General features: G+C 56.3%; 19 protein-coding genes. 10 read left to right on the plus strand and 9 right to left on the minus strand.

Annotation, left to right across the window (positions count from 1 at the left end):
- Positions 1 to 15 precede the first annotated feature (15 nt).
- Together ACMGG5_RS14860 and ACMGG5_RS14865 are read left to right on the plus strand one after the other, a co-directional pair.
- Positions 16 to 1,320: an NAD(P)/FAD-dependent oxidoreductase gene (locus ACMGG5_RS14860; protein ID WP_024909038.1), complete on the plus strand. Its 1,305-nt coding sequence runs from the start codon at positions 16 to 18 to the stop codon at positions 1,318 to 1,320.
- Positions 1,321 to 1,513: 193 nt separating this feature from the next.
- Positions 1,514 to 2,053 (plus strand): glycine zipper 2TM domain-containing protein, encoded by a 540-nt coding sequence (locus tag ACMGG5_RS14865; protein ID WP_008500779.1) that lies wholly within the window; start codon positions 1,514 to 1,516, stop codon positions 2,051 to 2,053.
- Between the two features lie 60 nt (positions 2,054 to 2,113).
- Here the strand turns inward: ACMGG5_RS14865 and ACMGG5_RS14870 are convergent, their stop codons facing one another.
- The gene (locus ACMGG5_RS14870; RefSeq protein ID WP_024909039.1) at positions 2,114 to 2,749 is read right to left on the minus strand and encodes a TetR/AcrR family transcriptional regulator; all 636 of its coding nucleotides are present in this window, start codon (positions 2,747 to 2,749) and stop codon (positions 2,114 to 2,116) included.
- 244 nt (positions 2,750 to 2,993) lie between these two features.
- Between ACMGG5_RS14870 and bhsA the strand changes: the two genes are divergently transcribed.
- On the plus strand, positions 2,994 to 3,251 hold the full coding sequence (gene bhsA, locus ACMGG5_RS14875; RefSeq protein WP_045910210.1) for a multiple stress resistance protein BhsA: 258 nt from the start codon (positions 2,994 to 2,996) through the stop codon (positions 3,249 to 3,251).
- A 75-nt stretch (positions 3,252 to 3,326) separates the two neighbouring features.
- Here the strand turns inward: bhsA and ldtC are convergent, their stop codons facing one another.
- The 3 genes from ldtC to ACMGG5_RS14890 form a co-directional block, all read right to left on the minus strand.
- Entirely contained in the window at positions 3,327 to 4,292 is a 966-nt protein-coding gene (gene ldtC / locus ACMGG5_RS14880; protein WP_032650862.1) for a L,D-transpeptidase LdtC, read from the minus strand.
- Positions 4,293 to 4,440: 148 nt separating this feature from the next.
- A complete protein-coding gene (mfd, locus tag ACMGG5_RS14885; protein WP_032650865.1) occupies positions 4,441 to 7,887 on the minus strand; it encodes a transcription-repair coupling factor in 3,447 nt (1,148 codons plus the stop codon).
- Between the two features lie 149 nt (positions 7,888 to 8,036).
- Positions 8,037 to 9,110 (minus strand): acyltransferase family protein, encoded by a 1,074-nt coding sequence (locus ACMGG5_RS14890; protein WP_420278065.1) that lies wholly within the window; start codon positions 9,108 to 9,110, stop codon positions 8,037 to 8,039.
- Positions 9,111 to 9,366: 256 nt separating this feature from the next.
- On the opposite strand from ACMGG5_RS14890, the gene lolC reads away from it, so the two are divergent.
- From lolC to cobB, 5 genes are read left to right on the plus strand one after another with little or no spacing between them, the layout of a single operon-like run.
- Positions 9,367 to 10,566: a lipoprotein-releasing ABC transporter permease subunit LolC gene (gene lolC / locus ACMGG5_RS14895; protein ID WP_024908607.1), complete on the plus strand. Its 1,200-nt coding sequence runs from the start codon at positions 9,367 to 9,369 to the stop codon at positions 10,564 to 10,566.
- Positions 10,559 to 11,260: a lipoprotein-releasing ABC transporter ATP-binding protein LolD gene (lolD, locus tag ACMGG5_RS14900; protein ID WP_010429765.1), complete on the plus strand. Its 702-nt coding sequence runs from the start codon at positions 10,559 to 10,561 to the stop codon at positions 11,258 to 11,260. The genes lolC and lolD overlap by 8 nt, the downstream gene beginning before the upstream one ends.
- Complete coding sequence (gene lolE / locus ACMGG5_RS14905; protein WP_420278067.1) at positions 11,260 to 12,504, plus strand: lipoprotein-releasing ABC transporter permease subunit LolE; 1,245 nt, start codon at positions 11,260 to 11,262, stop codon at positions 12,502 to 12,504. Before lolD ends, lolE begins: the two co-directional genes overlap by 1 nt.
- Positions 12,505 to 12,557: 53 nt before the next feature.
- The gene (gene nagK, locus ACMGG5_RS14910) at positions 12,558 to 13,469 is read left to right on the plus strand and encodes an N-acetylglucosamine kinase (protein WP_420278069.1); all 912 of its coding nucleotides are present in this window, start codon (positions 12,558 to 12,560) and stop codon (positions 13,467 to 13,469) included.
- Between the two features lie 14 nt (positions 13,470 to 13,483).
- Positions 13,484 to 14,305, plus strand: a complete 822-nt coding sequence (gene cobB, locus ACMGG5_RS14915; protein ID WP_032650873.1) for a Sir2 family NAD+-dependent deacetylase — start codon at positions 13,484 to 13,486, stop codon at positions 14,303 to 14,305.
- Between the two features lie 45 nt (positions 14,306 to 14,350).
- Here cobB and ACMGG5_RS14920 read toward each other — a convergent pair whose 3' ends face one another.
- Positions 14,351 to 16,282 (minus strand): methyl-accepting chemotaxis protein, encoded by a 1,932-nt coding sequence (locus ACMGG5_RS14920; RefSeq protein ID WP_420278071.1) that lies wholly within the window; start codon positions 16,280 to 16,282, stop codon positions 14,351 to 14,353.
- 237 nt (positions 16,283 to 16,519) lie between these two features.
- Here ACMGG5_RS14920 and ACMGG5_RS14925 point away from each other — a divergent pair, with 237 nt between their 5' ends.
- Positions 16,520 to 17,749, plus strand: a complete 1,230-nt coding sequence (locus tag ACMGG5_RS14925) for an EAL and HDOD domain-containing protein (RefSeq protein ID WP_048989594.1) — start codon at positions 16,520 to 16,522, stop codon at positions 17,747 to 17,749.
- A 47-nt stretch (positions 17,750 to 17,796) separates the two neighbouring features.
- Here ACMGG5_RS14925 and potD read toward each other — a convergent pair whose 3' ends face one another.
- Genes potD through potA form a run of 4 tightly spaced genes read right to left on the minus strand, consistent with a single transcriptional unit; the run spans position 17,797 to position 21,599 of the window.
- On the minus strand, positions 17,797 to 18,831 hold the full coding sequence (gene potD, locus ACMGG5_RS14930) for a spermidine/putrescine ABC transporter substrate-binding protein PotD (protein ID WP_024908601.1): 1,035 nt from the start codon (positions 18,829 to 18,831) through the stop codon (positions 17,797 to 17,799).
- Entirely contained in the window at positions 18,828 to 19,619 is a 792-nt protein-coding gene (gene potC / locus ACMGG5_RS14935) for a spermidine/putrescine ABC transporter permease PotC (protein ID WP_407821008.1), read from the minus strand. The genes potD and potC overlap by 4 nt, the downstream gene beginning before the upstream one ends.
- The gene (potB, locus tag ACMGG5_RS14940) at positions 19,616 to 20,473 is read right to left on the minus strand and encodes a spermidine/putrescine ABC transporter permease PotB (protein ID WP_032650877.1); all 858 of its coding nucleotides are present in this window, start codon (positions 20,471 to 20,473) and stop codon (positions 19,616 to 19,618) included. Before potB ends, potC begins: the two co-directional genes overlap by 4 nt.
- On the minus strand, positions 20,457 to 21,599 hold the full coding sequence (gene potA, locus ACMGG5_RS14945) for a spermidine/putrescine ABC transporter ATP-binding protein PotA (protein WP_208763907.1): 1,143 nt from the start codon (positions 21,597 to 21,599) through the stop codon (positions 20,457 to 20,459). The genes potB and potA overlap by 17 nt, the downstream gene beginning before the upstream one ends.
- Before the next feature lie 237 nt (positions 21,600 to 21,836).
- On the opposite strand from potA, the gene pepT reads away from it, so the two are divergent.
- Positions 21,837 to 23,060 carry a peptidase T gene (pepT, locus tag ACMGG5_RS14950; protein ID WP_420278072.1) on the plus strand — a complete coding sequence of 408 codons (1,224 nt, stop codon included), beginning with the start codon at positions 21,837 to 21,839 and terminating at the stop codon, positions 23,058 to 23,060.
- The last annotated feature ends 15 nt before the right edge of the window (positions 23,061 to 23,075 follow it).

Genomic DNA, 23,075 nt, shown 5'->3' on the forward strand with positions numbered 1-23,075 from the left:
TTTGAGGGGGTCACGTTGACTACGCCATTGAAAAAGATAGTGATTGTAGGCGGTGGTGCTGGCGGGCTGGAGCTGGCTACACAGCTGGGCAAGAAGCTGGGTCGCGGTAAAAAAGCCAAAATTACGCTGGTGGATCGTAACCACAGCCACCTGTGGAAACCGCTGCTGCACGAAGTGGCGACCGGTTCTCTGGACGAGGGCGTGGACGCGCTCAGCTACCTGGCGCACGCGCGCAACCACCATTTCCAGTTCCAGCTGGGCTCGGTGGTGGACATCAACCGTGAAAGCAAAACCATCACCCTGGCAGAGTTGCGCGATGAAAAAGGGGAGCTGCTGGTTCCTGAGCGCAAGCTGCCGTACGACACACTGGTCATGGCGCTGGGCAGTACCTCCAACGACTTCAACACGCCGGGCGTGAAAGAGCACTGTATCTTCCTCGATAACCCGCACCAGGCGCGTCGTTTCCATCAGGAAATGCTGAACCTGTTCCTGAAGTACACCAGCAATATGGGTGCGAACGGTAAGGTGAATATCGCCATTGTCGGCGGTGGTGCGACGGGCGTTGAGCTGTCTGCGGAGCTGCACAATGCAGTGAAACAGCTGCACAGCTACGGTTACAAAGGGTTAACTAACGAAGCGCTGAACGTCACGCTGGTCGAAGCGGGTGAACGTATTCTGCCTGCGCTGCCTCCGCGTATTTCCGGTGCGGCGCACAATGAGCTCACCAAACTGGGCGTGCGGGTGCTGACGCAGACCATGGTGACCAGCGCCGACGAAGGCGGCCTGCACACCAAAGACGGCGAGTATATCAAAGCGGATCTGATGGTCTGGGCGGCAGGTATCAAAGCGCCTGACTTTATGAAAGAGATCGGCGGTCTGGAAACGAACCGCATTAACCAGCTGGTCACCGAGCCAACGCTGCAAACCACGCGTGACCCTGAAATCTTTGCTATCGGTGACTGTGCCTCCTGCGCGCGTCCTGAAGGTGGATTCGTGCCGCCGCGCGCGCAGGCCGCTCACCAGATGGCAAGCCTGGTGCTGCACAACATTCTGGCGCAGTACAAAGGCAAGCCAATGAAGGCCTATGTCTACAAAGACCATGGTTCTCTGGTGTCTCTGTCAAACTTCTCTACCGTCGGCAGCCTGATGGGCAACCTGATGCGCGGCTCAATGATGGTAGAAGGGCGCATTGCCCGCTTCGTGTATATCTCCCTGTACCGCATGCACCAGATTGCGCTGCACGGCTACTTCAAAACCGGGCTGATGATGCTGGTGGGCAGAATCAACCGCGTGATCCGTCCGCGTCTGAAGCTGCACTAATCTTTCACTCCCTCCGGGTCCTCCGGAGGGAGTTTTTAGCATTTCATGCTGTAGATCACAGTTTGAGTGCTTAAGAGTTCTCCTAAATACAATATATCTCCTCTCAACGCCCCTTTTTTGATCCTTTATCTTATTGGCGAAGCCGTGCCTCCATTGCAAAATTGTTACCAATAGCAACAAAGGAGGAAGTCCCGTGAATAAATCAATGTTGGCGGGTATAGGGATTGGCGTCGCGGCTGCGTTAGGTGTGGCTGCCGTTGCCAGTCTCAACGTATTAGATCGCGGCCCGCAGTATGCGCAGGTGGTTTCTGCTACACCGATTAAAGAAACGGTAAAAACGCCTCGTCAGGAGTGCCGTAACGTCTCCGTGACGCACCGTCGTCCGGTGCAGGATGAAAACCGTATTGCCGGTTCTGTTCTGGGCGCGGTAGCGGGTGGCGTGATTGGTCACCAGTTCGGCGGCGGCCGGGGTAAAGATGTGGCGACCGTGGTCGGTGCGCTGGGTGGCGGCTATGCCGGTAACCAGGTACAGGGCGCGATGCAGGATAATGATACCTACACCACGACTCAGCAACGCTGCAAAACCGTCTATGACAAGTCGGAAAAAATGCTGGGCTATGACGTGACGTACAAAATTGGCGATCAGCAGGGCAAAATCCGCATGGATAAAGACCCGGGCACGCAAATTCCACTGGATGGAAATGGCCAGCTGGTTCTGAATAACAAAGTGTAAAAAAGATGTTCTCTGAATTTAGCTCCTCATGCGCTCAGGCTGAGGAGCTTTTTTTTTGCTTCAGATTTTCAGTAGCTCAGGCCACAGTCGCAGCGTGGTTTCGCTAATATTCTGCAGTTTTTCCAGCGTAGCCCCTTCACGGGCGCTGATCGACATCCCCTGCAAAATACAGCTCAGGTATTGCGCCAGCAGCTGAGGGTTGCATTGCGCAGGGATTTCACCGCGCTGCTGGCGCTGAGCCAGAAAGGCGCTGAGCGTCTCCTCCTGCATGGCATGCCGCGATTTCACCGTATTGGCAATCTCTTTCGAGGACGCCGCCAGGGTGGCAGAGGTGTTAATCATAAAGCAGCCCGCAGGCGTCTCTTTACTGGTGAAGCAGGTCGCGACGGCGGTGAAATAGTCGCGAAGCGCCTGTTCGACGCTTTTCTCTTCACAGAACAGCTGGGCTTCGTGTTTCGCCGCAAAGCGCGAAATGTATCTGTCCAGCACTGCCCTGAACAGCCCCTCTTTATTGGTAAATTCGGCATACAGCGTCGGCGCTTTGGCTCCGGTGGCTTCTACCAGATCGGAAAGCGAGGTTGCTTCATACCCATGTTGCCAGAAGAGAGTCATGGCCTTATCAAGCGCTGCATCCCTGTCAAACACTTTTGGTCGGCCACGGCTTTTCTTCGCACAACTCGTGACGTCGGTTGTCATGTGCCGTTGGTCCTCTGTTGGTTTGGTGAATAACCATTATAAAAATAAACGCAACCCACCACCAGTGCTGAATGCTTAAAAATATATTAATCATATCTATATGAAAAATAACGACTTTAAAATTAAGTTAATGGTCGTTATAAAATTATGTTGACGCGTGACCTGGATCACATTTATGATTTACCTATCGATCGTTAACTAAATAGATAACGACCTCCAAATTCATCTGCTAAAGGTAAACATCATGAAAAACGTAAAAACCCTCATCGCTGCTGCTGTTCTGAGTTCACTCTCTTTCGCAAGCTTTGCGGCTGTACAAGTACAGTCCACCCCGGTCGATCAGCATAAAGTCGGGACGATCTCTGCGTCTGCCGGTACTAACCTGGGTTCACTGGAAGATCAGCTGGCACAAAAAGCGGAAGAGATGGGTGCTAAATCTTACCGCATCACCTCTGTGACCGGTCCTAACACCCTGCACGGCACCGCCGTCATCTACAAATAAGCCGGGCATAAACCCTCATTTATGCCACTGCAATAAAAAACGCCCTGCTGAGCAGGGCGTTTTTTTATTTATGATTTACATCGATTGCTGGATTACATCATGATGCCGGGTGACATCGGTCGGCATGCCTGAGCGGGCCTCCATTGCGCGCTCCATCACCACGCTGTTGGTATTCGCATTCGTTTTGAAGCTTACCATCGCGGCATTCAGGTTAATGGGCAGCGTCTGCGGATCATCGCCAATGTTTTTCGATAGCGGCTGGTGAATTTCGACCAGCCGCACGCCGCCCGGCTCCTCAGAAACCTTAATCGGCGTATTGATGATATTCACTTTGGTTCCCGGCGTAACGACGTTAAACAGCGTTTTGATATCGTCATCGCGCAGACGAATACATCCGGAACTGACGCGCATGCCGATGCCAAAGTCCGCATTCGTGCCGTGCAGCAGGTAAACACCACCGTAGGCTGCCAGGCGGATCGCGTGGTGTCCCATTGGGTTATCCGGGCCTGCCGGCACCACGGCTGGAAGATCAATGCCCTGAGCTTTATAGCGGGCACGAATATTGGCCGTCGGGGTCCAGGTTGGATTCGCGCGTTTATCCGAGACGGTGGTGACCATCGTCGGCGTCAGGGTGTCGCCGCCCAGCTGACCAATACCAATCGGGTAGACCGTCACTTCGTTTTTACCCGGCGGGTAATAGTACAGACGGAGCTCGGCCAGGTTTATCACCATCCCCTCGCGCGGGGCGTCCGGAAGGATAGTCTGTAACGGGATGGTCAGTACGCTGCCCGCGCGCGGGACGTAAGGATCGACGCCGGGGTTCGCCTGCAGCAGGGCCAGAAAACCGACGTTATATTTTTTGGCAATCGCTTCCAGAGAACCGCCATTATTTTCAACCACATGAAAGCGGTTTTCACCCACCACCTTGCTGCCGGGAGGGGGAAGGGGCCAGGTGTTTGCGCGAGCAGGAAGCGCAACCGCGACGGTGGCTGCCAGCGCAAACAGGGTTAACCAGCGAGTAAAACGCGAAGAGGTCATCATCATCATAATCCATGCAAATGATAAGGTTATTGTTTTATAAGGCGTTAAACATAATTATGGCGAATGGGTATGTCGGGAAGATCGGGTGAAGTGCAAAGAGTTTGTAAATTGTCCCCCCGTAGCACTGGGCTAACAGGGGGAAGGGAGGTTATGCGATCGCGTTCTCTTCCAGCTGACGCATAAAGTTACGCACCCAGTCCATACGGGTTTTGCGCTCCGTCAGCTCCTGGGTAAATTTCAGACGGGTTGGGCCATCCAGACGGAAATGCTGCGGCTGTTTTTGCAGCAGGCCGATGAGCCACATCGGGTTGACGTGGTTCTTCTCGGCGAATTCAATCACGCCGCCTTTTTCATTGCCTTCGAGCTTACGAATCCCCAGCTTCTGCGCCTGCTGGCGCAGTCTCGCGATATCCAGCAGATTTCTCGCCGCATCGGGCAGCAGACCAAAGCGATCGATAAGCTCAACCTTGATCTCTTCCAGCTCGTTCTCCTTCTTCGCGCTGGCGATGCGTTTGTAGAATGAGAGTCGGGTATTCACGTCCGGAATGAAATCATCCGGCAGCAGGGAAGGCATACGCAGCTCGACCTCGGTCTGCTGGCTGGTGAGGTCTTCCAGCGACGGCTCGCGTCCGGCCTTCAGGGCATCAACCGCGTTCTCCAGCAGCTCCATATAGAGCGAGAAGCCGATGGTTTCCATCGAGCCGCTCTGGTCTTCACCCAGCAGTTCGCCGGCACCGCGGATCTCGAGATCGTGCGTGGCCAGCGCAAAGCCTGCGCCGAGGTCTTCCAGCGAGGCGATGGCTTCCAGACGCTTTTGCGCGTCGGTGGTCATCGCTTTCGGATGCGGCGTCAGCAGCCAGGCGTAGGCCTGATGGTGTGAACGCCCGACGCGACCGCGCAGCTGGTGAAGCTGCGCCAGACCAAAGTGATCCGCGCGTTCAATGATGATGGTGTTTGCCGTCGGAATGTCGATCCCGGTTTCGATGATGGTGGTGCACACCAGCACGTTAAAGCGCTGGTGGTGGAAGTCGTTCATCACCCGTTCCAGCTCGCGCTCGCGCATCTGCCCGTGGCCGATAGCAATGCGCGCTTCCGGTACCAGCTCCGCCAGCCTGTCCGCCGCTTTCTGGATATTTTCCACGTCGTTATAGAGGTAGTAGACCTGCCCCCCACGAAGCACTTCACGCAGAATGGCCTCACGCACCACCAGATTATCGTACTCGCGGACAAAGGTTTTCACCGCCAGACGGCGCGCCGGCGGCGTGGCAATAATCGACAGATCGCGCATGCCGCTCATCGCCATGTTCAGGGTTCGCGGGATCGGCGTTGCGGTCAGGGTCAGGATGTCGACGTCGGCGCGCATCGCTTTGATGCGCTCTTTATGACGCACCCCGAAGCGGTGCTCTTCGTCGACGATCAGCAGCCCCAGATCTTTCCACTTCACGTCGCTTTGCAGCAGCTTGTGGGTGCCGATCAGAATATCGATCTTGCCTTCGCTGGCCTGTTCCAGAATTTGGGTCTGTTCTTTGGTGCTGCGAAAACGCGACAGCATCTCGATGCGAACCGGCCAGTTGGCGAAGCGGTCGCGGAAGTTGTCGAAGTGCTGCTGAGCGAGCAGGGTGGTCGGCACCAGCACCGCCACCTGCTTGTTGTTTTCGACCGCAAGGAAAGCGGCGCGCATCGCCACTTCGGTTTTGCCGAAGCCGACGTCGCCGCAGACTAAGCGGTCCATTGCCAGCGGCTGGCACATGTCGCTAAGCACGGCGTTAATAGCCTGAGCCTGATCCGGCGTGGTTTCAAACGGGAAGCTGTCACAGAACAGCTGGTACTGTTCTTTATCATGCTTAAAGGCGAAGCCCTCTTTGGCCGCGCGCTGGGCGTAAATATCCAGCAGCTCGGCGGCCACGTCGCGCACTTTTTCCGCGGCCTTCTGGCGCGCGCGCGCCCAGGCATCGCCGCCCAGCTTGTGCAGCGGCGCGTTCTCTTCGGCACCGCCCGCGTAGCGGCTGATCAGATGCAGGGACGACACCGGAACATACAGTTTGGCGTCGTTGGCGTAGGTGAGCATCAGGTATTCACCTTTGATGCCGCCCGCTTCCAGCGTGGTCATCCCCTGATAGCGTCCAACGCCATGCTCCAGGTGAACGATCGGCTGGCCCGGGTGCAGCTCGGCCAGGTTACGGATCAGCGTGTCCGGGTTGATGGTCCGACGGCTGTCCTGACGGCGGCGTGCGACGCGCTCGCCCAGCAGGTCGCTTTCGCAAATCAGCGCCAGGTTGTTGAGCGTGTCGATAAAACCGTGCTCGGCGGCGCCAATCATCAGGTAACGACCGTTTCCGGTCGCTTCGCTCAGGCGCAGGATGCGCTTCGGCGCCACCTTAATGCGTCCCAGCAGCTCACCTAACGCTTCGCGGCGGCCTTCACTCTCAACGGAGAACACCACCGGGCCGGTAAAGGACTCCAGAAATTTGCGCAGACTATCCAGCGGGGATTTCTGCTGCGCCTGGACGGCCAGGTCCGGCAGCGTTCGGAAGGCGAGGTTGGTGTTGGCGGCCTTGTCGGCAAGCGAATCGGTTTTCAGCTGCATGCGCGGCCAGCGCTTCAGCTCGGCGTTGAGCTCGTCGGTGCGCAGCCACAGCGCTTCCGGCGGCAGCAGCGGGCGCATCGGGTCAACGCCCCGGTTTTCGAAGCGCGCGCGGGTTTCACTTTCAAAGCGGCTGGCGCTGGCGTCGATATCGCCGGTATTAACAATCAGCGTATTCGCCGGGAAGTAGCTGAACAGGGCAGGGAGCGGCTCGTTGAAGAACAGCGGCTGCCAGTATTCGATCCCGGCAGGCAGCGTGCCTTTACTGACCTGCTGATAAATATGTTCCGCGTCGCGCTTCACCTCGAACTTATCGCGCCACTGGCTGCGAAACAGTTCGATAGCGGTTTTGTCCGTGGGGAACTCATGCGCGGGCAGTAAATTGATGGACTCCACTTCTTCCAGCGTGCGCTGCGTGTCGGCGTCGAAGACGCGCAGGCTGTCGATTTCATCATCGAAAAAGTCCAGACGATACGGCTGGTCGCTGCCCATCGGGTAAAGGTCGAGCAGCGCGCCGCGGGTCGCGTATTCCCCATGCTCCATCACCTGGTCGACGTGGCGATAGCCGGCCCCGTCAAGCTGCGCGCGCAGGGCATCACGGGACAGTCGCTGGCCTTTTTTCATCACCAGCGCGTGGCCGTGCAGATAGCTGTGCGGACAGACGCGCTGCATCAGGGTGTTCACCGGCACAATCAGCACGCCGCGCTGCATGGTCGGGAGTTGATAGAGCGTCGACAGGCGCGAGGAGATAATCTCCTGATGCGGAGAGAAGCTGTCATACGGCAGCGTTTCCCAGTCGGCCAGGCTGAACACCAGATTATCGGTGAACTGGCGAATTTCGTCGTGCAGGCGCAGGGCGTTTTGCATATCCGGGGCAACCAGGATCACCGGGCCAGGATGACGCTCGGCGATTTCCGCTACCAGCGTGGCGCACGCTGCGCCCGTGAGTTCACCCAGCTGGCGCTGGTCGCCCGCTTTGACAGGCAAGGAATAACGATAGTGTTCAGGCATGGCTATGTCAGAGTCTCTTATGGATATACCAACAGTATTGGGGCATATCACTGATACGCAATGTCTTTATTATCCTCGATCGTTTTACATAAGCAAATCGTAACCGCACGGCGGGATTATACGCCCCCGGAAGGGGGGCGGTGAGGGCATTAACGGGTCGAAGGTGACAGGGTCAGCGTAGCGGGAGGATAGAAGAAAATGTCGCCAAACAGCGCGGTGGAGATCTTACGCACCCCGAGTCCGGCAAGGGTACAGATCAGCAGGCTGGCAAACGGATAGACAAAAATTAGGGATAGCTCGGCCCAGACCGGCCAGTAAGCGGCATTCATCTCGCCGATCAGGAACAGGCTAAAGGCCTCAATCAGGATGCGGTGGGTGGTATAAATCGCAATGGTGTTTGAGCCAATCACGTTCAGCAGATTGTTCGGGTGAACGGCATAGCGCTGCTCAAGGCTATAGAACAGCTTCATGATCAACACAATCGACAGCAATGAGAGCAGCAGCGGAACGTTAGCAAACCACAGCACCACGGAGACGGCGGCGAAAGCGCCGGTTGCCAGCCAGATGCGGCGCAGGTTGACGCTTTTCATCCACGCCATCAGCGCTGCGCCATACCACGCCCCGAGGCTGTAGTAGATCATGTTGCGTACCACGCTGTTCATTCCCCACCACGGCAGCGGCATGAAGTTGATCGCGATGCTTGCCAGCGCCAGCAGCCCCAGTACCGGCAGCTTCCAGCGGCTCAGCAGTTTACACAGCGTGAAGTAGACCACCAGAGCATACAGATACCACAGGCTGGTGCTGGCGGTGAGCATGCCTTGCATAAATCCTGAGAACGAGTCGGCGTAGGCCGCGTTCGACGAGGTGGCAAGCTCACGCTCGGGCGCCAGCCAGGCGTTCAGGTGGGTCAGCGCCTGCCATTGCAGGACGCCCCACAGCGCCAGCACCCAGACAATGCTCCAGATCCGTTTGTCGAGACTGGTTCGCCAGTCCACCTCGTCGATATAACGAAGGATCAGGTAGCCGGAGATAAAGAAGAAGACCGGCATACGAAACGGTGCGAGATAAAGGTTAAAATAGACCCAGCATTTGGCGAGAAGGCCGGAGAGCGGGTGTTGCAGCCCGATCAGATGCGGATAAAACGTGATAACCGAATGATAGATAACCACCAGGCAGATACACAGCCCTTTTATCTGGTTAATCCATAATGCTTTTTGCTTCATTGTTCGCCACTACCTTATTGCCATAAACGAACGAGCAATTGTTGTAAAACGACACCAGGATGTAATGGGTAACAGTCTGTATCAGGAGGTTTTTCGGAAAAGGTGGAGGTCGCGAGGTGAGTATTCAGACAATAGCACCCTGATTTATCTGAATTTTTCGGAAAAATGATTACCAAAGCTTACTGTTTCAGTCATTTACGCTTAACGGATTCGCTTATATACTCGTGGGTCTGCTATCAGCAAACAGACGGATTTCATGTATCAACCTGTCGCACTCTTCATAGGCTTACGCTACATGCGTGGGCGCGCCGCGGACCGCTTCGGTCGCTTTGTCTCCTGGCTTTCGACTATTGGCATTACGCTTGGCGTGATGGCACTGGTGACGGTGCTTTCCGTCATGAATGGCTTTGAGCGCGAGCTGCAAAACAACATCCTGGGGCTGATGCCGCAGGCCGTTCTCTCATCGACTAACGGTTCGGTTAACCCACAGCAGTTGCCGGAAAGCGCGGCGAAGTTACAGGGCGTCACGCGCGTTGCGCCGTTGACCACCGGTGACGTGGTGCTGCAAAGCGCCCGCAGCGTGGCGGTCGGCGTGATGCTGGGTATCGACCCGGCGCAAAACGATCCGCTGACACCATATCTGGTTAACGTGAAGCAGACCGATCTGGAAGCCGGAAAATACAATGTGATTCTGGGTGAACAGCTTGCCGGCCAGCTTGGCGTCAACCGTGGCGACCAGCTGCGCGTGATGGTGCCTTCTGCCAGCCAGTTTACGCCGATGGGGCGCCTGCCAAGCCAGCGCCTGTTCAACGTGATTGGTACCTTTGCCGCCAACAGCGAAGTCGATGGCTACCAGATGCTGGTGAACATTCAGGATGCTTCACGCCTGATGCGCTACCCGGCGGGGAATATCACCGGCTGGCGCCTGTGGCTCGACGCACCGCTGAAGGTCGATACCCTCAGCCAGCAAAAACTGCCGGACGGCACCAAATGGCAGGACTGGCGCGAGCGCAAAGGCGAATTGTTCCAGGCCGTGCGGATGGAAAAAAACATGATGGGGCTGCTGCTGAGCCTGATCGTGGCCGTGGCCGCATTTAACATTATTACCTCGCTGGGCCTGATGGTGATGGAGAAGCAGGGCGAAGTTGCCATTCTGCAAACCCAGGGGCTCACGCCGCGCCAGATCATGGCGGTGTTTATGGTGCAGGGGGCCAGCGCCGGTATCATCGGCGCGCTGCTCGGCGCCGTGCTGGGGGCATTGCTTGCCAGCCAGCTCAATAACTTAATGCCGATCATCGGCGCGCTGCTTGACGGCGCGGCGCTGCCGGTGGCTATCGAGCCGCTGCAGGTGGTCGGTATTGCGCTGGCCGCGATGGCCATTGCGCTGCTTTCTACGCTTTATCCTTCCTGGCGCGCCGCCGCCACTCAACCCGCTGAGGCTTTACGTTATGAATAAGATCCTGTTGCAATGCGACAACCTGTCCAAACGCTATCAGGAAGGCACTGTGCAAACCGACGTGCTGCACAATGTGAGCTTTAGCGTGGGTGAAGGCGAGATGATGGCGATTGTCGGCAGTTCCGGCTCGGGCAAAAGTACGCTGCTGCATCTGCTGGGCGGGCTGGATACCCCAACCGAAGGCGACGTGATTTTCTCCGGCCAGCCGATGAGCAAAATGTCCTCCGCGGCGAAGGCCGAGCTGCGCAACCGCGAGCTGGGCTTTATCTACCAGTTTCACCACCTGCTGCCGGATTTCACGGCGCTGGAAAACGTGGCGATGCCGCTGCTGATTGGCAAAAAGAAACCGGCAGAAATTAACGCTCGCGCCAGCGACATGCTGAAAGCGGTAGGGCTGGGTCATCGCGGCAACCATCGTCCCTCTGAGCTTTCCGGCGGCGAGCGTCAGCGCGTGGCGATTGCCCGTGCGCTGGTCAACAACCCGCGTCTGGTGCTGGCGGATGAGCCTACCGGTAACCTGGATGCCCGCAATGCGGACAGTATTTTCCAGCTTCTGGGCGAGCTGAACGCCTCGCAGGGCACCGCGTTTCTGGTGGTGACCCACGATCTGCAGCTGGCAAAACGCATGGGGCGTCAGCTTGAGATGCGCGACGGCCATCTGAACGCGGAACTGACCCTGATGGGAGCAGAGTAATGGCGTCACCGTTATCGTTACTCATCGGTTTACGTTTTAGCCGCGGCCGCCGTCGCGGCGGCATGGTGTCGCTGATCTCCGTCATCTCGACCATCGGTATTGCGCTGGGTGTGGCGGTGCTGATTGTCGGCTTAAGCGCGATGAACGGTTTTGAGCGCGAGCTGAATAACCGCATTCTGGCGGTGGTGCCGCACGGTGAGATCGAGCCGGTTAACCAGCCATGGACGAACTGGAGCGATGCGCTCGCCAAAGTTGAAAAAGTGCCGGGCATCGCCGCGGCCGCACCCTACATTAACTTTACCGGGCTGGTGGAGAGCGGGGTAAACCTGCGCGCCATTCAGGTGAAAGGGGTGAACCCGGCGCAGGAAGCGCGTCTCAGCGCGCTGCCGAACTATGTGCAGAACGGCGCGTGGGCCAACTTCAGGGCGGGCGAGCAGCAGATCATCATGGGTAAAGGCGTTGCTGATGCCCTGAAGGTGAAGCAGGGCGACTGGGTGTCAATCATGATCCCCAACGCCAGCGCCGATCACAAACTGCAGCAGCCAAAACGCGTGCGCCTGCGCGTTACCGGTATTCTTCAGCTGAGCGGCCAGCTTGACCACAGCTTTGCGATGGTGCCGATGGAGGATGCGCGCCAGTATCTCGACATGGGCGACAGCGTGACGGGCATTGCGATTAAGGTGAACGACGTCTTTAACGCCAACAAACTGGTGCGCGACGCGGGCAGCGTGACCAATAACTATGTCTACATCAAAAGCTGGATCGGCACTTACGGGTATATGTACCGTGATATCCAGATGATCCGCGCCATCATGTATCTGGCGATGGTGCTGGTGATTGGTGTGGCGTGCTTTAATATCGTCTCGACGCTGGTGATGGCGGTCAAGGACAAGAGCGGCGACATCGCCGTGCTGCGTACGCTGGGGGCGAAAGACGGTCTTATTCGCGCCATCTTCGTCTGGTACGGTTTGCTGGCGGGGCTGTTCGGCAGCCTGTGCGGCGTGGTGATTGGCGTGGTGGTTTCCCTGCAGCTGACGCCGATTATCAACGGCATTGAAAAACTTATTGGTCACCAGTTCCTGTCGGGTGATATCTATTTTATTGACTTCCTGCCGTCTGAACTGCACTGGCTGGACGTTTTTTATGTGCTGCTTACAGCACTTTTACTGAGTCTGCTGGCAAGCTGGTATCCGGCGCGTCGCGCAAGCCGAATTGATCCGGCGAGGGTATTAAGTGGCCAGTAATTACGTCATGATCTAGCGGCTTTCGGGTCGCCAGATCGAAAGAGGAATGCGTTATGTATTATGGATTTGATATTGGCGGCACCAAGATTGCGCTCGGCGCGTTTGATAAAGACCTCAAACTGCAGTGGGAAACCCGCGTTCCCACGCCGCGCGAAAGCTACGACGATTTTTTAACCGCCATTGCCGCGCTGGTGGCGCAGGCGGATGAACGTTTCGGCGTGAAAGGCAGCGTCGGCATCGGTATTCCGGGCATGCCCGAAACCGACGACGGTACGCTTTACGCGGCCAACGTGCCTGCCGCCAGCGGTAAACCGCTGCGCGCCGATCTCTCTGCCCTCCTTGAACGCGACGTGCGTTTAGACAATGATGCCAACTGCTTTGCGCTCTCTGAAGCCTGGGATGATGAATTCCGTCGCTACCCGCTGGTGATGGGGCTGATCCTCGGTACCGGCGTCGGCGGCGGAATCGTCATCAACGGTAAGCCCATCACCGGCCGCAGCTACATCACCGGCGAGTTTGGTCATATTCGCCTGCCGGTGGATGCCCTCGAGGTGGTGGGACGTGATTTTCCGCTAACCCGCTGCGGCTGCGGCCAGCACGGCTGTATTGAGAACTACCTTTCCGGCCGCGGGTTTGCATGGCTTTACGAACACTTCTATCATCAGAAACTTGAGGCCCCTCAAATCATTACCCTGTGGGAGCAAGGGGATGCGCAGGCGCGTGAGCACGTCGAGCGCTATCTGGATCTGCTGGCGGTGTGTCTGGGAAATATTCTCACCATCGTCGACCCGGATCTGCTGGTGATCGGGGGAGGGCTTTCAAACTTTACCGCGATTACGGAACGGTTGTCCGGGCGTTTGCCCCGACATTTATTGCCGGTTGCCCGCGTGCCGCGTATTGAACGCGCGCGACACGGGGACGCAGGAGGCATGCGCGGAGCCGCATTCCTTCATCTCACCGATTAGTTTACGAGGTTACTATGCTGTCGCGTCGCCAGGGTCGACTCAGCCGTTTTCGCAAAAACAAACGCCGCTTGCGTGAGCGTCTGCGCCAGCGGATCTTTTTCAGAGACAGAATAATGCCAGAAGCGATGGATAAACCCAGAGTGGTGGTGCTGACCGGGGCGGGGATCTCCGCCGAGTCAGGAATTCGAACCTTCCGCGCGGCGGACGGGCTGTGGGAAGAGCACCGCGTGGAGGATGTCGCCACGCCGGAAGGTTTTGCCCGCGACCCGGATCTCGTGCAGGCGTTTTACAACGCCCGCCGTCGTCAGCTTCAGCAGCCTGACGTTGCGCCTAATGCGGCGCATCTGGCGCTGGCGAAGCTGGAAGAGGCGCTGGGCGATCGTTTTCTGCTGGTAACGCAGAATATCGACAACCTGCACGAGCGGGCCGGCAACAAGAACATCATCCATATGCACGGTGAGCTGCTCAAGGTTCGCTGCGCCTGGAGCGGTCAGGTGCTTGACTGGAAAGAAGACGTGCTGCCAGAGGATAAGTGTCACTGCTGTCAGTTCCCGTCGCGCCTGCGACCGCACGTGGTCTGGTTCGGCGAAATGCCGCTGGGAATGGATGAGATCTACAGCGCGCTGGCGATGGCCGACGTGTTTATCGCCATCGGCACATCCGGCCACGTTTATCCGGCGGCGGGGTTTGTCCACGAAGCGCGACTGCACGGTGCGCATACGGTTGAACTCAACCTTGAGCCAAGCCAGGTGGGCAGCGAGTTTGAAGAGAAACACTACGGTCTGGCCAGCACGGTTGTTCCGGAATTTGTCGACAAGCTGCTGAAAGGTCTGTAACGCGAATCGCGTGAAAAGGCACCCGCTGGACGGGTGCCTTTTTATTTAAGAATGAAAGAACGCCAGCGTCTTCTCCAGCGATTTAGCCTGCTCGTCCAGCGAGAGCGCCGCCGCTGAGATCTGCTGAACCAGAGAGGCGTTCTGCTGGGTGGTGCTGTCCATCTGGTTAACGGCAGTGCTGACCTGGCTAATCCCGCGGTTCTGCTCGTCCAGCGCCTGAACAATGTCGTTGATGACCAGATGCACGTGCGACACCGCCTCAATCACCTGTTTCATCATTACGCCGGTCTCATTGACCAGTTCAACGCCTTTGCTGACGCGGCCTGAGGACTCGGCAATCAGCTGGGAAATTTCTTTGGCCGCGTTAGCGCTTCGCTGGGCAAGATTGCGCACTTCACCTGCGACTACCGCGAAACCGCGCCCCTGTTCGCCGGCACGCGCCGCTTCAACGGCCGCATTTAGCGCCAGGATATTGGTCTGGAAGGCGATGCCATCGACGATGCTGTTAATCTCACCGATCTTACGCGCGCTCTCGTCAATCTCCCCAATCACCACGACTACGTCGTTCACCAGCGTTTCGCCATGCCCGGCGAGGCTCGCGGCGCGATCGGTCAGCGCCGTCGCCTTGTGGGCGTTGTCGGCGTTATTCTTCACCGTGACCGAAATCTCTTCCATGCTGGCTGCCGTTTCAACAATCGCCGCCGCCTGTTCTTCGGTTCGCGAGGCGAGATCAAGGTTGCCCGCCGAAATTTCGCTGGTCCCGCCGTGCACGGAATGGCTGGCTTCGCTGATATTATCGACGATGCGCTTGAGCTGCATCTGCATGGTGTGCAGGGCATAAAAAATGCTGTGGGTATCTCCGGAACGCACCGGGATGGTGTTGTTCAGCTCCCCCCGGGCGACGGCCAGGGCGATCCCGGCGGCTTCCGAAGGTTCACCCCCCACCGGACGGTCAACTTTGCGGGTAAAGATCTGCGCCATCACCAGGCTAACCGCCACGATGCTTAACACCATCAGGATGATGGCTTTCAGCAAAAATGCGCGCGCTTCGGCCATCACTTCGCTGACCGGGGTGATAATGGCGAGTTTCCACGGCGTCTGGCTATTACCGACGGCGATGTCCTGCCAGGTGATAAACACATCTTCCTTCAGCAGCGGATCGTTTATCCGGGTGACGTCATGACCGGCAATCTGACCGGCGTAAGGCTTGCCTGCCGCGCGCTTGTCCGGGCTGGACACCACGTTATTACCCGCGGAGAGGAGCAGGGCGTAGCCTGTGCCGTTCCACGGTTTAATCGCGCCGATCGTCGATTGCAGCGTGGCGAGCGAGAAGTCAGAGGTGATCGAGCCCAGAAACTGACCGTCACGCATGATGGGGGCGGCAATCGAGGTGAGCATCACGTCCACGCCGTTGTAGGGGTAAATATAGGGTTCGATGATCACATCTTTATGCCGCTGTTTCGGCAGCAGATAATAATCACCGCTGCCGGGCGTTTCGATGTCCGTCAGCAGGTGTAAGGCCGGTTTGCCGGTAGCGTCGCGGTCGACGTAGCGGGCGTAGCGTCCGGCAGGATCTTCACCGCTCTGACCGGCAAAGGCGGCATCTTTATCGTCAAACGCGTTGGGCTCAAAGGCCATCGACATAGAGAGAAACTGGGGATGAGCCGACAGATAGTGGATGAGCAGTTGGTTCAGGCTCTGGCGATCGAATACCCCCGCCTCGCGCAGCGCCAGCGCGCTGTTGCCCATGTCCCGGGCGGCAGTCAGGGCAGAATCCAGCTGTTTACTGACCTGTAAAGCTTGCACCTCGGCAATCTGGCGGATATGTTTTTTGGCCAGCACCTCCTGCTGCGCCATCCACTGCCACATCATAAACCCGATCGTTGCCGTAAAGCCCACCGTCACGGTGAGGAAAATGGACAATAGCATCAACGTCTTGACTCTTATTTTAGATCTTCGGACCATGGCGTCTTTCATTCTCATCTCCCGTAATGTCGTGCATGTCGGGCAGGCACATATTCCTTATCGGATATATTTCCTTCTTTCTGTAGAGGGCCGGGGATATTTAATTTAAATTCCAGAATAGTAAATCCCGTTAATTAGTGTGGATGCTTTTATTTTGTGCATTCAATCAAAATAGTGCTCGATAATGCTCGTTATCGTCGTGTAGAAAGAGGATGCTAATAAATATAAAGTGGTAGAGGAGGATGGGATATGTACGGATTTATTGCGCGACAACCCATTTTTAACCCTGAAATGAATACGGTGGCCTATGAGCTGCTCTTCAGAGACGGGATGACAAATCGTTTTCCGGATGTGTCGGCGGAATATGCCACGTCCAGAATGATATCCGATCAGTTTTTATGCGTGCCGTCCCAGCGCATCGCCGGGGCGCATACGTCGTTTATTAATTTCCCGTCGCGAATGGTCATTGACCGCAGTGGTGAAGCGCTGGATAAAGAGAGCGTGGTCATTGAGATCCTTGAAGATGCTGTGCCAGGGGCCGAGCTGCTGCAGGCCGTCAGGGAGATGAATGCGCATGGCTATCAGTTTGCGCTTGATGATTTTACCCTTGCACCAGAATGGGATGCATTTTTACCCTATATTTCAATCCTGAAATTCGACGTCAGAAATTACACCTTAGCGCAAATTAAAGCCTATCTGAAAGCGCGTAAACACCTGACCGGACATATTAAATATCTTGCTGAAAAAATTGAGACTAAAGAGGAATTCAACCAATACAAGGAGGAGGGATTCTCGCTGTTTCAGGGTTATTTTTTCTGCCGTCCGGAGGTCATCAAATATAAACGGCTGTCGCAAAATCAGCTGGCGATTTTTAGGCTGCAAATGGAGGTCGGACGCAATAAGCCTGATTTTCGGATCGTCGAGTCGTTGATAAAAACCGATCTCACGCTCTCTTATAAAATCATGCGCTACATGAAGCATACGGCGTTTAAGCATGTGGGCGCCTGTAATTTCAGCAAGTTAACCCTGAGTGAGGTGCTCAGATACCTCGGGGAAAACCAGTTGAGGCGGTTTGTTGCCGTCGTGGTCCTCGCCAGTGCCGGCAATGATACCGTCAGCGAGCTTTACCCGTTGAGTATGATGCGCGGTAAGTTCTGTGAACTGATAGCTGAGACGATGAAAGAACCGGCGCTGGCTGAAAATGCGTTCATGTGCGGCCTGTTTTCTCTGCTCGATACCCTCCTTGAGCTGCCGATGGCGGAGTTAATGAAGCAAATTGCGGTGCCGCAGAGCGTGAGCAACGCGCTGTGCGACCAGGAGGGACGGCTAGCCGATATGGTGAGCCTTTGCCGTTACTATGAACAGCAGCAGTGGGACGAGGCGGCCCGGGTTCGTCAGGCGCTGGGTCTGTCGGATGAGGAGGTGGTGGAGGCGATGAGAAAGGCGACGATCTGGGCAGGAGAGAATGCGGTCAGTTAATTCCCCCTCACGCCGCGCAGGCGGCGTGAGGAAGAACGCGATACCGGTTAGCGGCCCGCTTTTAATTTCTGGTAATACTCTTCGTAGAGGCGGCTGGCGTCACCGACATCGTTCTGCCATTCACCTTTGCTGATGGTTTCGGCATCCGGGTAGAGCGATTTATCGTTAGCCACTTCAGGCTTCAGCAGCTTGCGTGCCGCGAGGTTTGGTGTCGGGTAGCCAATTGTCTCGGCAACCTGTTTCGCTACGTCCGGGCGCAGCAGGAAGTTAATCAGCTTCAGCGCCCCTTCAACGTTTTTCGCGTTGGCCGGAATCGACAGACTATCCATCCAGAAGATCCCGCCCTCTTTCGGCCAGACCACCTCAAGCGGCGTACCGGCCTGGCGGGCCACATACGCGGAGCCGTTCCACACCATCCCCAGATTCACTTCGCCTTCCATATACGGGTTAGCCGGGTTATCAGAGTTGAACGCCGCCACATTAGGCATCAGCTTTTTCAGCTCGGTATACGCCGCTTCAATCTCTTTTGGATCCGTCGTGTTGCCCGAGTAGCCCAGCTTGCGCAGCGCCACCTGGAACACTTCACGCGCGTCGTCGGTTAACAACAGGCTGCCTTTGTACTCCGGTTTCCACAGGTCGGCCCAGCTCGTCACCGTTTTCGGATCGACGGCCTCGCTGTTAACGCCAATCGCGGTTGCCCCCCAGATATACGGAATGGAGTAGTCGTTATTCGGGTCGAACGGCTTGTTGAGCATCTCCGGATCGAGGTTTGAAAAATGAGTTAGCTTTGTTTTATCGATCTTCTGGATCATGCCCTCTTTGCGCATTTTGTCGACAAAGTAGGTGGAAGGAACCACCAGATCGTACGCGCCGTCTTTGTAGGTTTTGAGCTTGGCGTACATGGTTTCATTCGACTCGTAGGTCGAGTAGATCACCTTGATGCCCGTCTCCTTCGTGAACTGTTCCAGCAGGCCCGGCGGCACGTATTCGGTCCAGTTGTAGAAGTAGAGCGTTTTGCTGTCATCAGCGTGCGCGGCACCCATGCCAAGCACCAGTGCCGCAGCGGCGAGCATTTTTTTCATTTCATTGTCCCCTGAGATTTTGTTTTATCACGAGCAATAACCTGGCTGGCGATCACCAGAACCAGCGACAATACCAGCAGAATGGTCGCCAGCGCGTTCACCTCAGGTGAGACGCCGACTTTCACCATTGAATAGATCTTCAACGGCAGAATTTCATAGCTCGGCCCGGTGACGAAGGAGGACACGACCACGTCATCCATCGACAGGGTGAAGCTAAGCAGCCATCCGGCCGCCACGGCAGGCATTGCCAGCGGCAGGATGATTTTGCGCAGGATAGTCATCTCGCTGGCGCCCAGATCCTTCGCCGCTTCCAGCATGCGCACGTCGAACCCTTTCAGACGCGCGAAGACGGTCACCACCACAAACGGCAGGCAGAAGGTGATATGGGAAAACAGCAGCGACCAGAAGCCAAGCTGAACGCCCAGCAGCATAAACAGCACCAGCAGCGAAATCGCCATCACGATGTCCGGCGACATCATCACCACAAACAGCATGCCGCTGACGAACGGTTTGCCGCGAAAGCGATAGCGGTACAGCGCTACGGCGGTGAGCGAGCCAATCAGCGTCGCGAAGGTGGCGGAGAAGATCGCCATCGTCAGCGAGTGCTGAGCGGCCTGCAGCAGGCTGTCATTGTTCATCAGCAGGCTGTACCAGTTGGTCGTAAACCCTTGCCAGTTAATCCCGAACCGCGAGCTGTTAAACGAGTTCACGATCAAAATTATGATCGGGATGTACAGGTAAGCGTAAATGGCGGTCATAAAACCGCCGCGAAGCAGTCGACCGATCATTCGAGTTCCACCTTCTTATTCAGCAGCCGTGAGGCGCGCCAGTAGACCAGCAGCATCAGGCCCATTACCACCGTCAGCGTGATGCTGGTGGCGGACCCGAACGGCCAGTCGCGGATGTTCAGGAACTGACTTTTGATCACGTTACCGATCAGCAGGTTTTTCGCCCCGCCCATCAGGTCAGAAACGTAGAACAAGCCCATCGCCGGGAGCATCACCAACAGACAGCCCGCAATAATACCGGGCATCGTCAGCGGAATAATGATACGGATAAAGGTCTGCAGCCTGTTGGCACCCAGATCTTTTGCCGCTTCCAGCAGCGGTTTATCCAGCTTCTCAATGCTGGAGTAGAGCGGCATCACCATAAACGGCAGCAGGATATAGACCAGGCCGACAATCACCGCGCTCGGGGTAAACATGATGCGTATCGGCGTATCGATCACCCCCAGCCACAGCAGAAACTCATTCAGGTAACCCTTTGTGCTGAGGAAAATCTTCAGACCATAAATACGGATGAGCGAGTTCGTCCAGAAGGGAACAATCAGTAAAAACAGCAGCAGGGGGCGCACCTTTTGCGGCAGGCCCGCGAGGAACCACGCGAAGGGATATCCCAGTACCAGGCAGGCAATCGTGGCAATCAGCGCCATATTGAGCGAGTGCAGCAGCACGTCAAAATAGAGCGGGTCGAGCAGGCGCGCGTAGTTGTCCAGCGTAAAGACCAGCGAAACGAAGCTAGCGTCGTCACGGGTCAGGAAGCTAGTGGCGATAATCATCAGGTTGGGTAAAAAGACAAACAACACAAGCCAACCGACGATCGTGGCAATCACCACATTCTGGAATTTACTTGTGTTCTTCATCAGCCAGCACAACCTCCCAGCTTTCTACCCAGTTGATAACCATTTTCTGGTCGAGAGAGTGGTCGAAGTCAGGGTCGTCTTCGTTAAAGAATTCGCTGACCATCACCATTTTGCCGTTCTCCAGCTCGACGACAGACTCCAGCGTCATCCCTTTGTAGTTGCGCTCGCGGATATAGCCGATTAACCCTTCGGCCTCGGTATTGCCGTGAATTTCATCGACGCGCAGATCTTCCGGGCGCAGCAGAACGTTGAGCTTTTGTCCCTTTTCGACGGGGAAATTCACCGTGATATTGCATTCGCGTCCTTCGACGCTGGCGCGCACGCGCTGGTCGTCCAGACGCTCAATCACCGTGGCGTCAAAGATATTGATCTCGCCAATGAAGCTGGCGACAAACAGATTCTTCGGCTCTTCGTAGATTTCACGCGGCGTGCCGTCCTGCTCGATTTTACCGTCACGCATCACCACGATGCGGTCGGACATGGTCAGGGCCTCTTCCTGATCGTGGGTGACGAAGACAAAGGTAATGCCGAGCTTGCGCTGCAGGGCCTTGAGCTCGTTCTGCATCTGCTTGCGCAGCTTGTAATCCAGCGCCGAGAGGGATTCATCCAGCAGGAGCAGACGCGGCTTGTTGACCACGGCGCGGGCGATGGCCACGCGCTGCTGCTGGCCGCCGGAAAGCTGATGGGGTTTACGCTGGGCAAACGTCTCAAGCTGCACCATGCGCAGGGCTTCGGTAACGCGCGGTTCGATTTCATTCGCCGGGGTTTTTTGCATCCGCAGGCCAAACGCCACGTTTTCAAACACGGTCATGTGCGGGAAGAGGGCATAGCTCTGAAAGACAGTGTTGACGTGGCGGTCTTCGGCGGGAACCCGGGTGATGTCCTGGTTCTCAAGATGGATATGGCCGTTATCGACGCTTTCCAGCCCGGCGATAAGGCGCAGTACGGTTGTTTTGCCGCAGCCGGAGGGGCCAAGCAGCGTCAGAAACTCACCGTCATTGATGGTGAGAGTGAGGTCGGAAATGACGTCCTTGCCATCAAAACTTTTACGAATTCGTTCCAGTTTCACCAGCGGTGAACGGGTTTGTGTATTCAATTTTTGCGCTGTCCCATATAGACGCCTCAGGCAGCAGACTGAAGCGGGGTTTGTGTGTAACCACCTTGGTGACTCGTAATGAGGGCGGACATTCTACGGCAATCCCCTGCAATCGCCAATCCTTGTCACTGATTCATAAGCTACATTTACTAACGCATAACGATATAAACGGAAAATATTCTCGTTTGCGGGATAAAAGTGACCTGACGCAATATTTGCGTTTTGATGCTTATTGATAATGTTGTCACAAAAAGTGAGGGTGACTGCATGGATAAATTACTTGAGCGTTTTTTACAGTACGTTTCGCTGGATACCCAATCTAAGCCGGGTGTTCGCCAGGTGCCGAGCACCGAAGGCCAGTGGAAGTTATTAAATCTGCTCAAAGAGCAGCTTGACGCCATGGGGCTGGTCAACGTCACGTTAAGCGAGAAAGGCACTGTGATGGGAACGCTGCCGGCGAATGTCCCGGGTGACATTCCGGCGATTGGCTTTATCTCCCATGTCGACACCTCTCCGGATTTTAGCGGTAAACATGTGAACCCGCAGATTGTGGAAAACTACCGCGGCGGCGACATTGCGCTGGGCATTGGCGACGAAGTGCTCTCGCCCGTCATGTTCCCGGTGCTGCACCAGCTGCTGGGCCAGACGCTGATCACCACCGACGGCAAAACGCTGCTGGGGGCGGATGATAAAGCGGGTATTGCGGAGATCATGACCGCGCTGGCGGTACTGAAAGAGAAAAACATCCCACACGGGGATATCCGCGTGGCCTTTACGCCGGACGAAGAGGTCGGCAAGGGGGCGAAGCACTTCGACGTGGAGGCCTTTAACGCGCAGTGGGCCTATACCGTTGACGGCGGCGGCGTCGGTGAGCTGGAGTATGAAAACTTCAACGCTGCCTCAGTGACGATCAAAATTGTTGGCAACAACGTTCACCCCGGTTCGGCGAAAGGTGTCATGGTGAACGCGCTGTCGCTGGCATCGCGAATTCATGCGGAAGTCCCGGTGGAAGAGAGCCCCGAACAGACCGAGGGGTATGAAGGTTTCTATCACCTGACCAGCATCAAAGGCACCGTGGACAGCGCGCAGATGCACTACATCATCCGCGATTTCGACCGCAAAGCCTTTGAGGCGCGCAAGCGTAAGATGATGGAGATCGCCAAGAAGGTGGGTAAAGGATTACACCCTGATTGCTACATTGAACTCATCATCGAAGACAGCTATTACAACATGCGCGAGAAGGTGATGGCGCATCCGCATATTCTCGATATCGCCCAGCAGGCGATGCGCGACTGCGATATTGAACCGCAGCTGAAGCCGATTCGCGGCGGCACCGACGGTTCTCAGCTGTCGTTTATGGGGCTGCCGTGCCCGAACCTGTTTACCGGTGGCTATAACTACCATGGGAAGCATGAGTTTGTGACGCTGGAAGGAATGGAAAAAGCGGTGAAGGTGATAGTGCGGATAGCGGAGTTGACCGCGAAGCGGTAAGAAAAAGCCCGGTGG

Source organism: Enterobacter sp. BNK-34, assembly GCF_048684445.1.
Taxonomy (GTDB): domain Bacteria; phylum Pseudomonadota; class Gammaproteobacteria; order Enterobacterales; family Enterobacteriaceae; genus Enterobacter; species Enterobacter pseudoroggenkampii.

What these genes read in the sequence shown, in the direction of transcription:
- cobB (WP_032650873.1), top strand. Translation starts at nt 13,484, where the DNA reads ATGCTGTCGCGTCGCCAGGGTCGACTCAGCCGTTTTCGCAAAAACAAA.
- nagK (WP_420278069.1), top strand. Translation starts at nt 12,558, where the DNA reads ATGTATTATGGATTTGATATTGGCGGCACCAAGATTGCGCTCGGCGCG.
- pepT (WP_420278072.1), top strand. Translation starts at nt 21,837, where the DNA reads ATGGATAAATTACTTGAGCGTTTTTTACAGTACGTTTCGCTGGATACC.
- ACMGG5_RS14890 (WP_420278065.1), bottom strand. Translation starts at nt 9,110, where the DNA reads ATGAAGCAAAAAGCATTATGGATTAACCAGATAAAAGGGCTGTGTATC.
- ACMGG5_RS14920 (WP_420278071.1), bottom strand. Translation starts at nt 16,282, where the DNA reads ATGAAAGACGCCATGGTCCGAAGATCTAAAATAAGAGTCAAGACGTTG.
- ACMGG5_RS14870 (WP_024909039.1), bottom strand. Translation starts at nt 2,749, where the DNA reads ATGACAACCGACGTCACGAGTTGTGCGAAGAAAAGCCGTGGCCGACCA.
- lolC (WP_024908607.1), top strand. Translation starts at nt 9,367, where the DNA reads ATGTATCAACCTGTCGCACTCTTCATAGGCTTACGCTACATGCGTGGG.
- mfd (WP_032650865.1), bottom strand. Translation starts at nt 7,887, where the DNA reads ATGCCTGAACACTATCGTTATTCCTTGCCTGTCAAAGCGGGCGACCAG.
- ACMGG5_RS14925 (WP_048989594.1), top strand. Translation starts at nt 16,520, where the DNA reads ATGTACGGATTTATTGCGCGACAACCCATTTTTAACCCTGAAATGAAT.
- lolD (WP_010429765.1), top strand. Translation starts at nt 10,559, where the DNA reads ATGAATAAGATCCTGTTGCAATGCGACAACCTGTCCAAACGCTATCAG.
- lolE (WP_420278067.1), top strand. Translation starts at nt 11,260, where the DNA reads ATGGCGTCACCGTTATCGTTACTCATCGGTTTACGTTTTAGCCGCGGC.
- bhsA (WP_045910210.1), top strand. Translation starts at nt 2,994, where the DNA reads ATGAAAAACGTAAAAACCCTCATCGCTGCTGCTGTTCTGAGTTCACTC.
- potB (WP_032650877.1), bottom strand. Translation starts at nt 20,473, where the DNA reads ATGAAGAACACAAGTAAATTCCAGAATGTGGTGATTGCCACGATCGTC.
- potD (WP_024908601.1), bottom strand. Translation starts at nt 18,831, where the DNA reads ATGAAAAAAATGCTCGCCGCTGCGGCACTGGTGCTTGGCATGGGTGCC.
- ldtC (WP_032650862.1), bottom strand. Translation starts at nt 4,292, where the DNA reads ATGATGACCTCTTCGCGTTTTACTCGCTGGTTAACCCTGTTTGCGCTG.
- potC (WP_407821008.1), bottom strand. Translation starts at nt 19,619, where the DNA reads ATGATCGGTCGACTGCTTCGCGGCGGTTTTATGACCGCCATTTACGCT.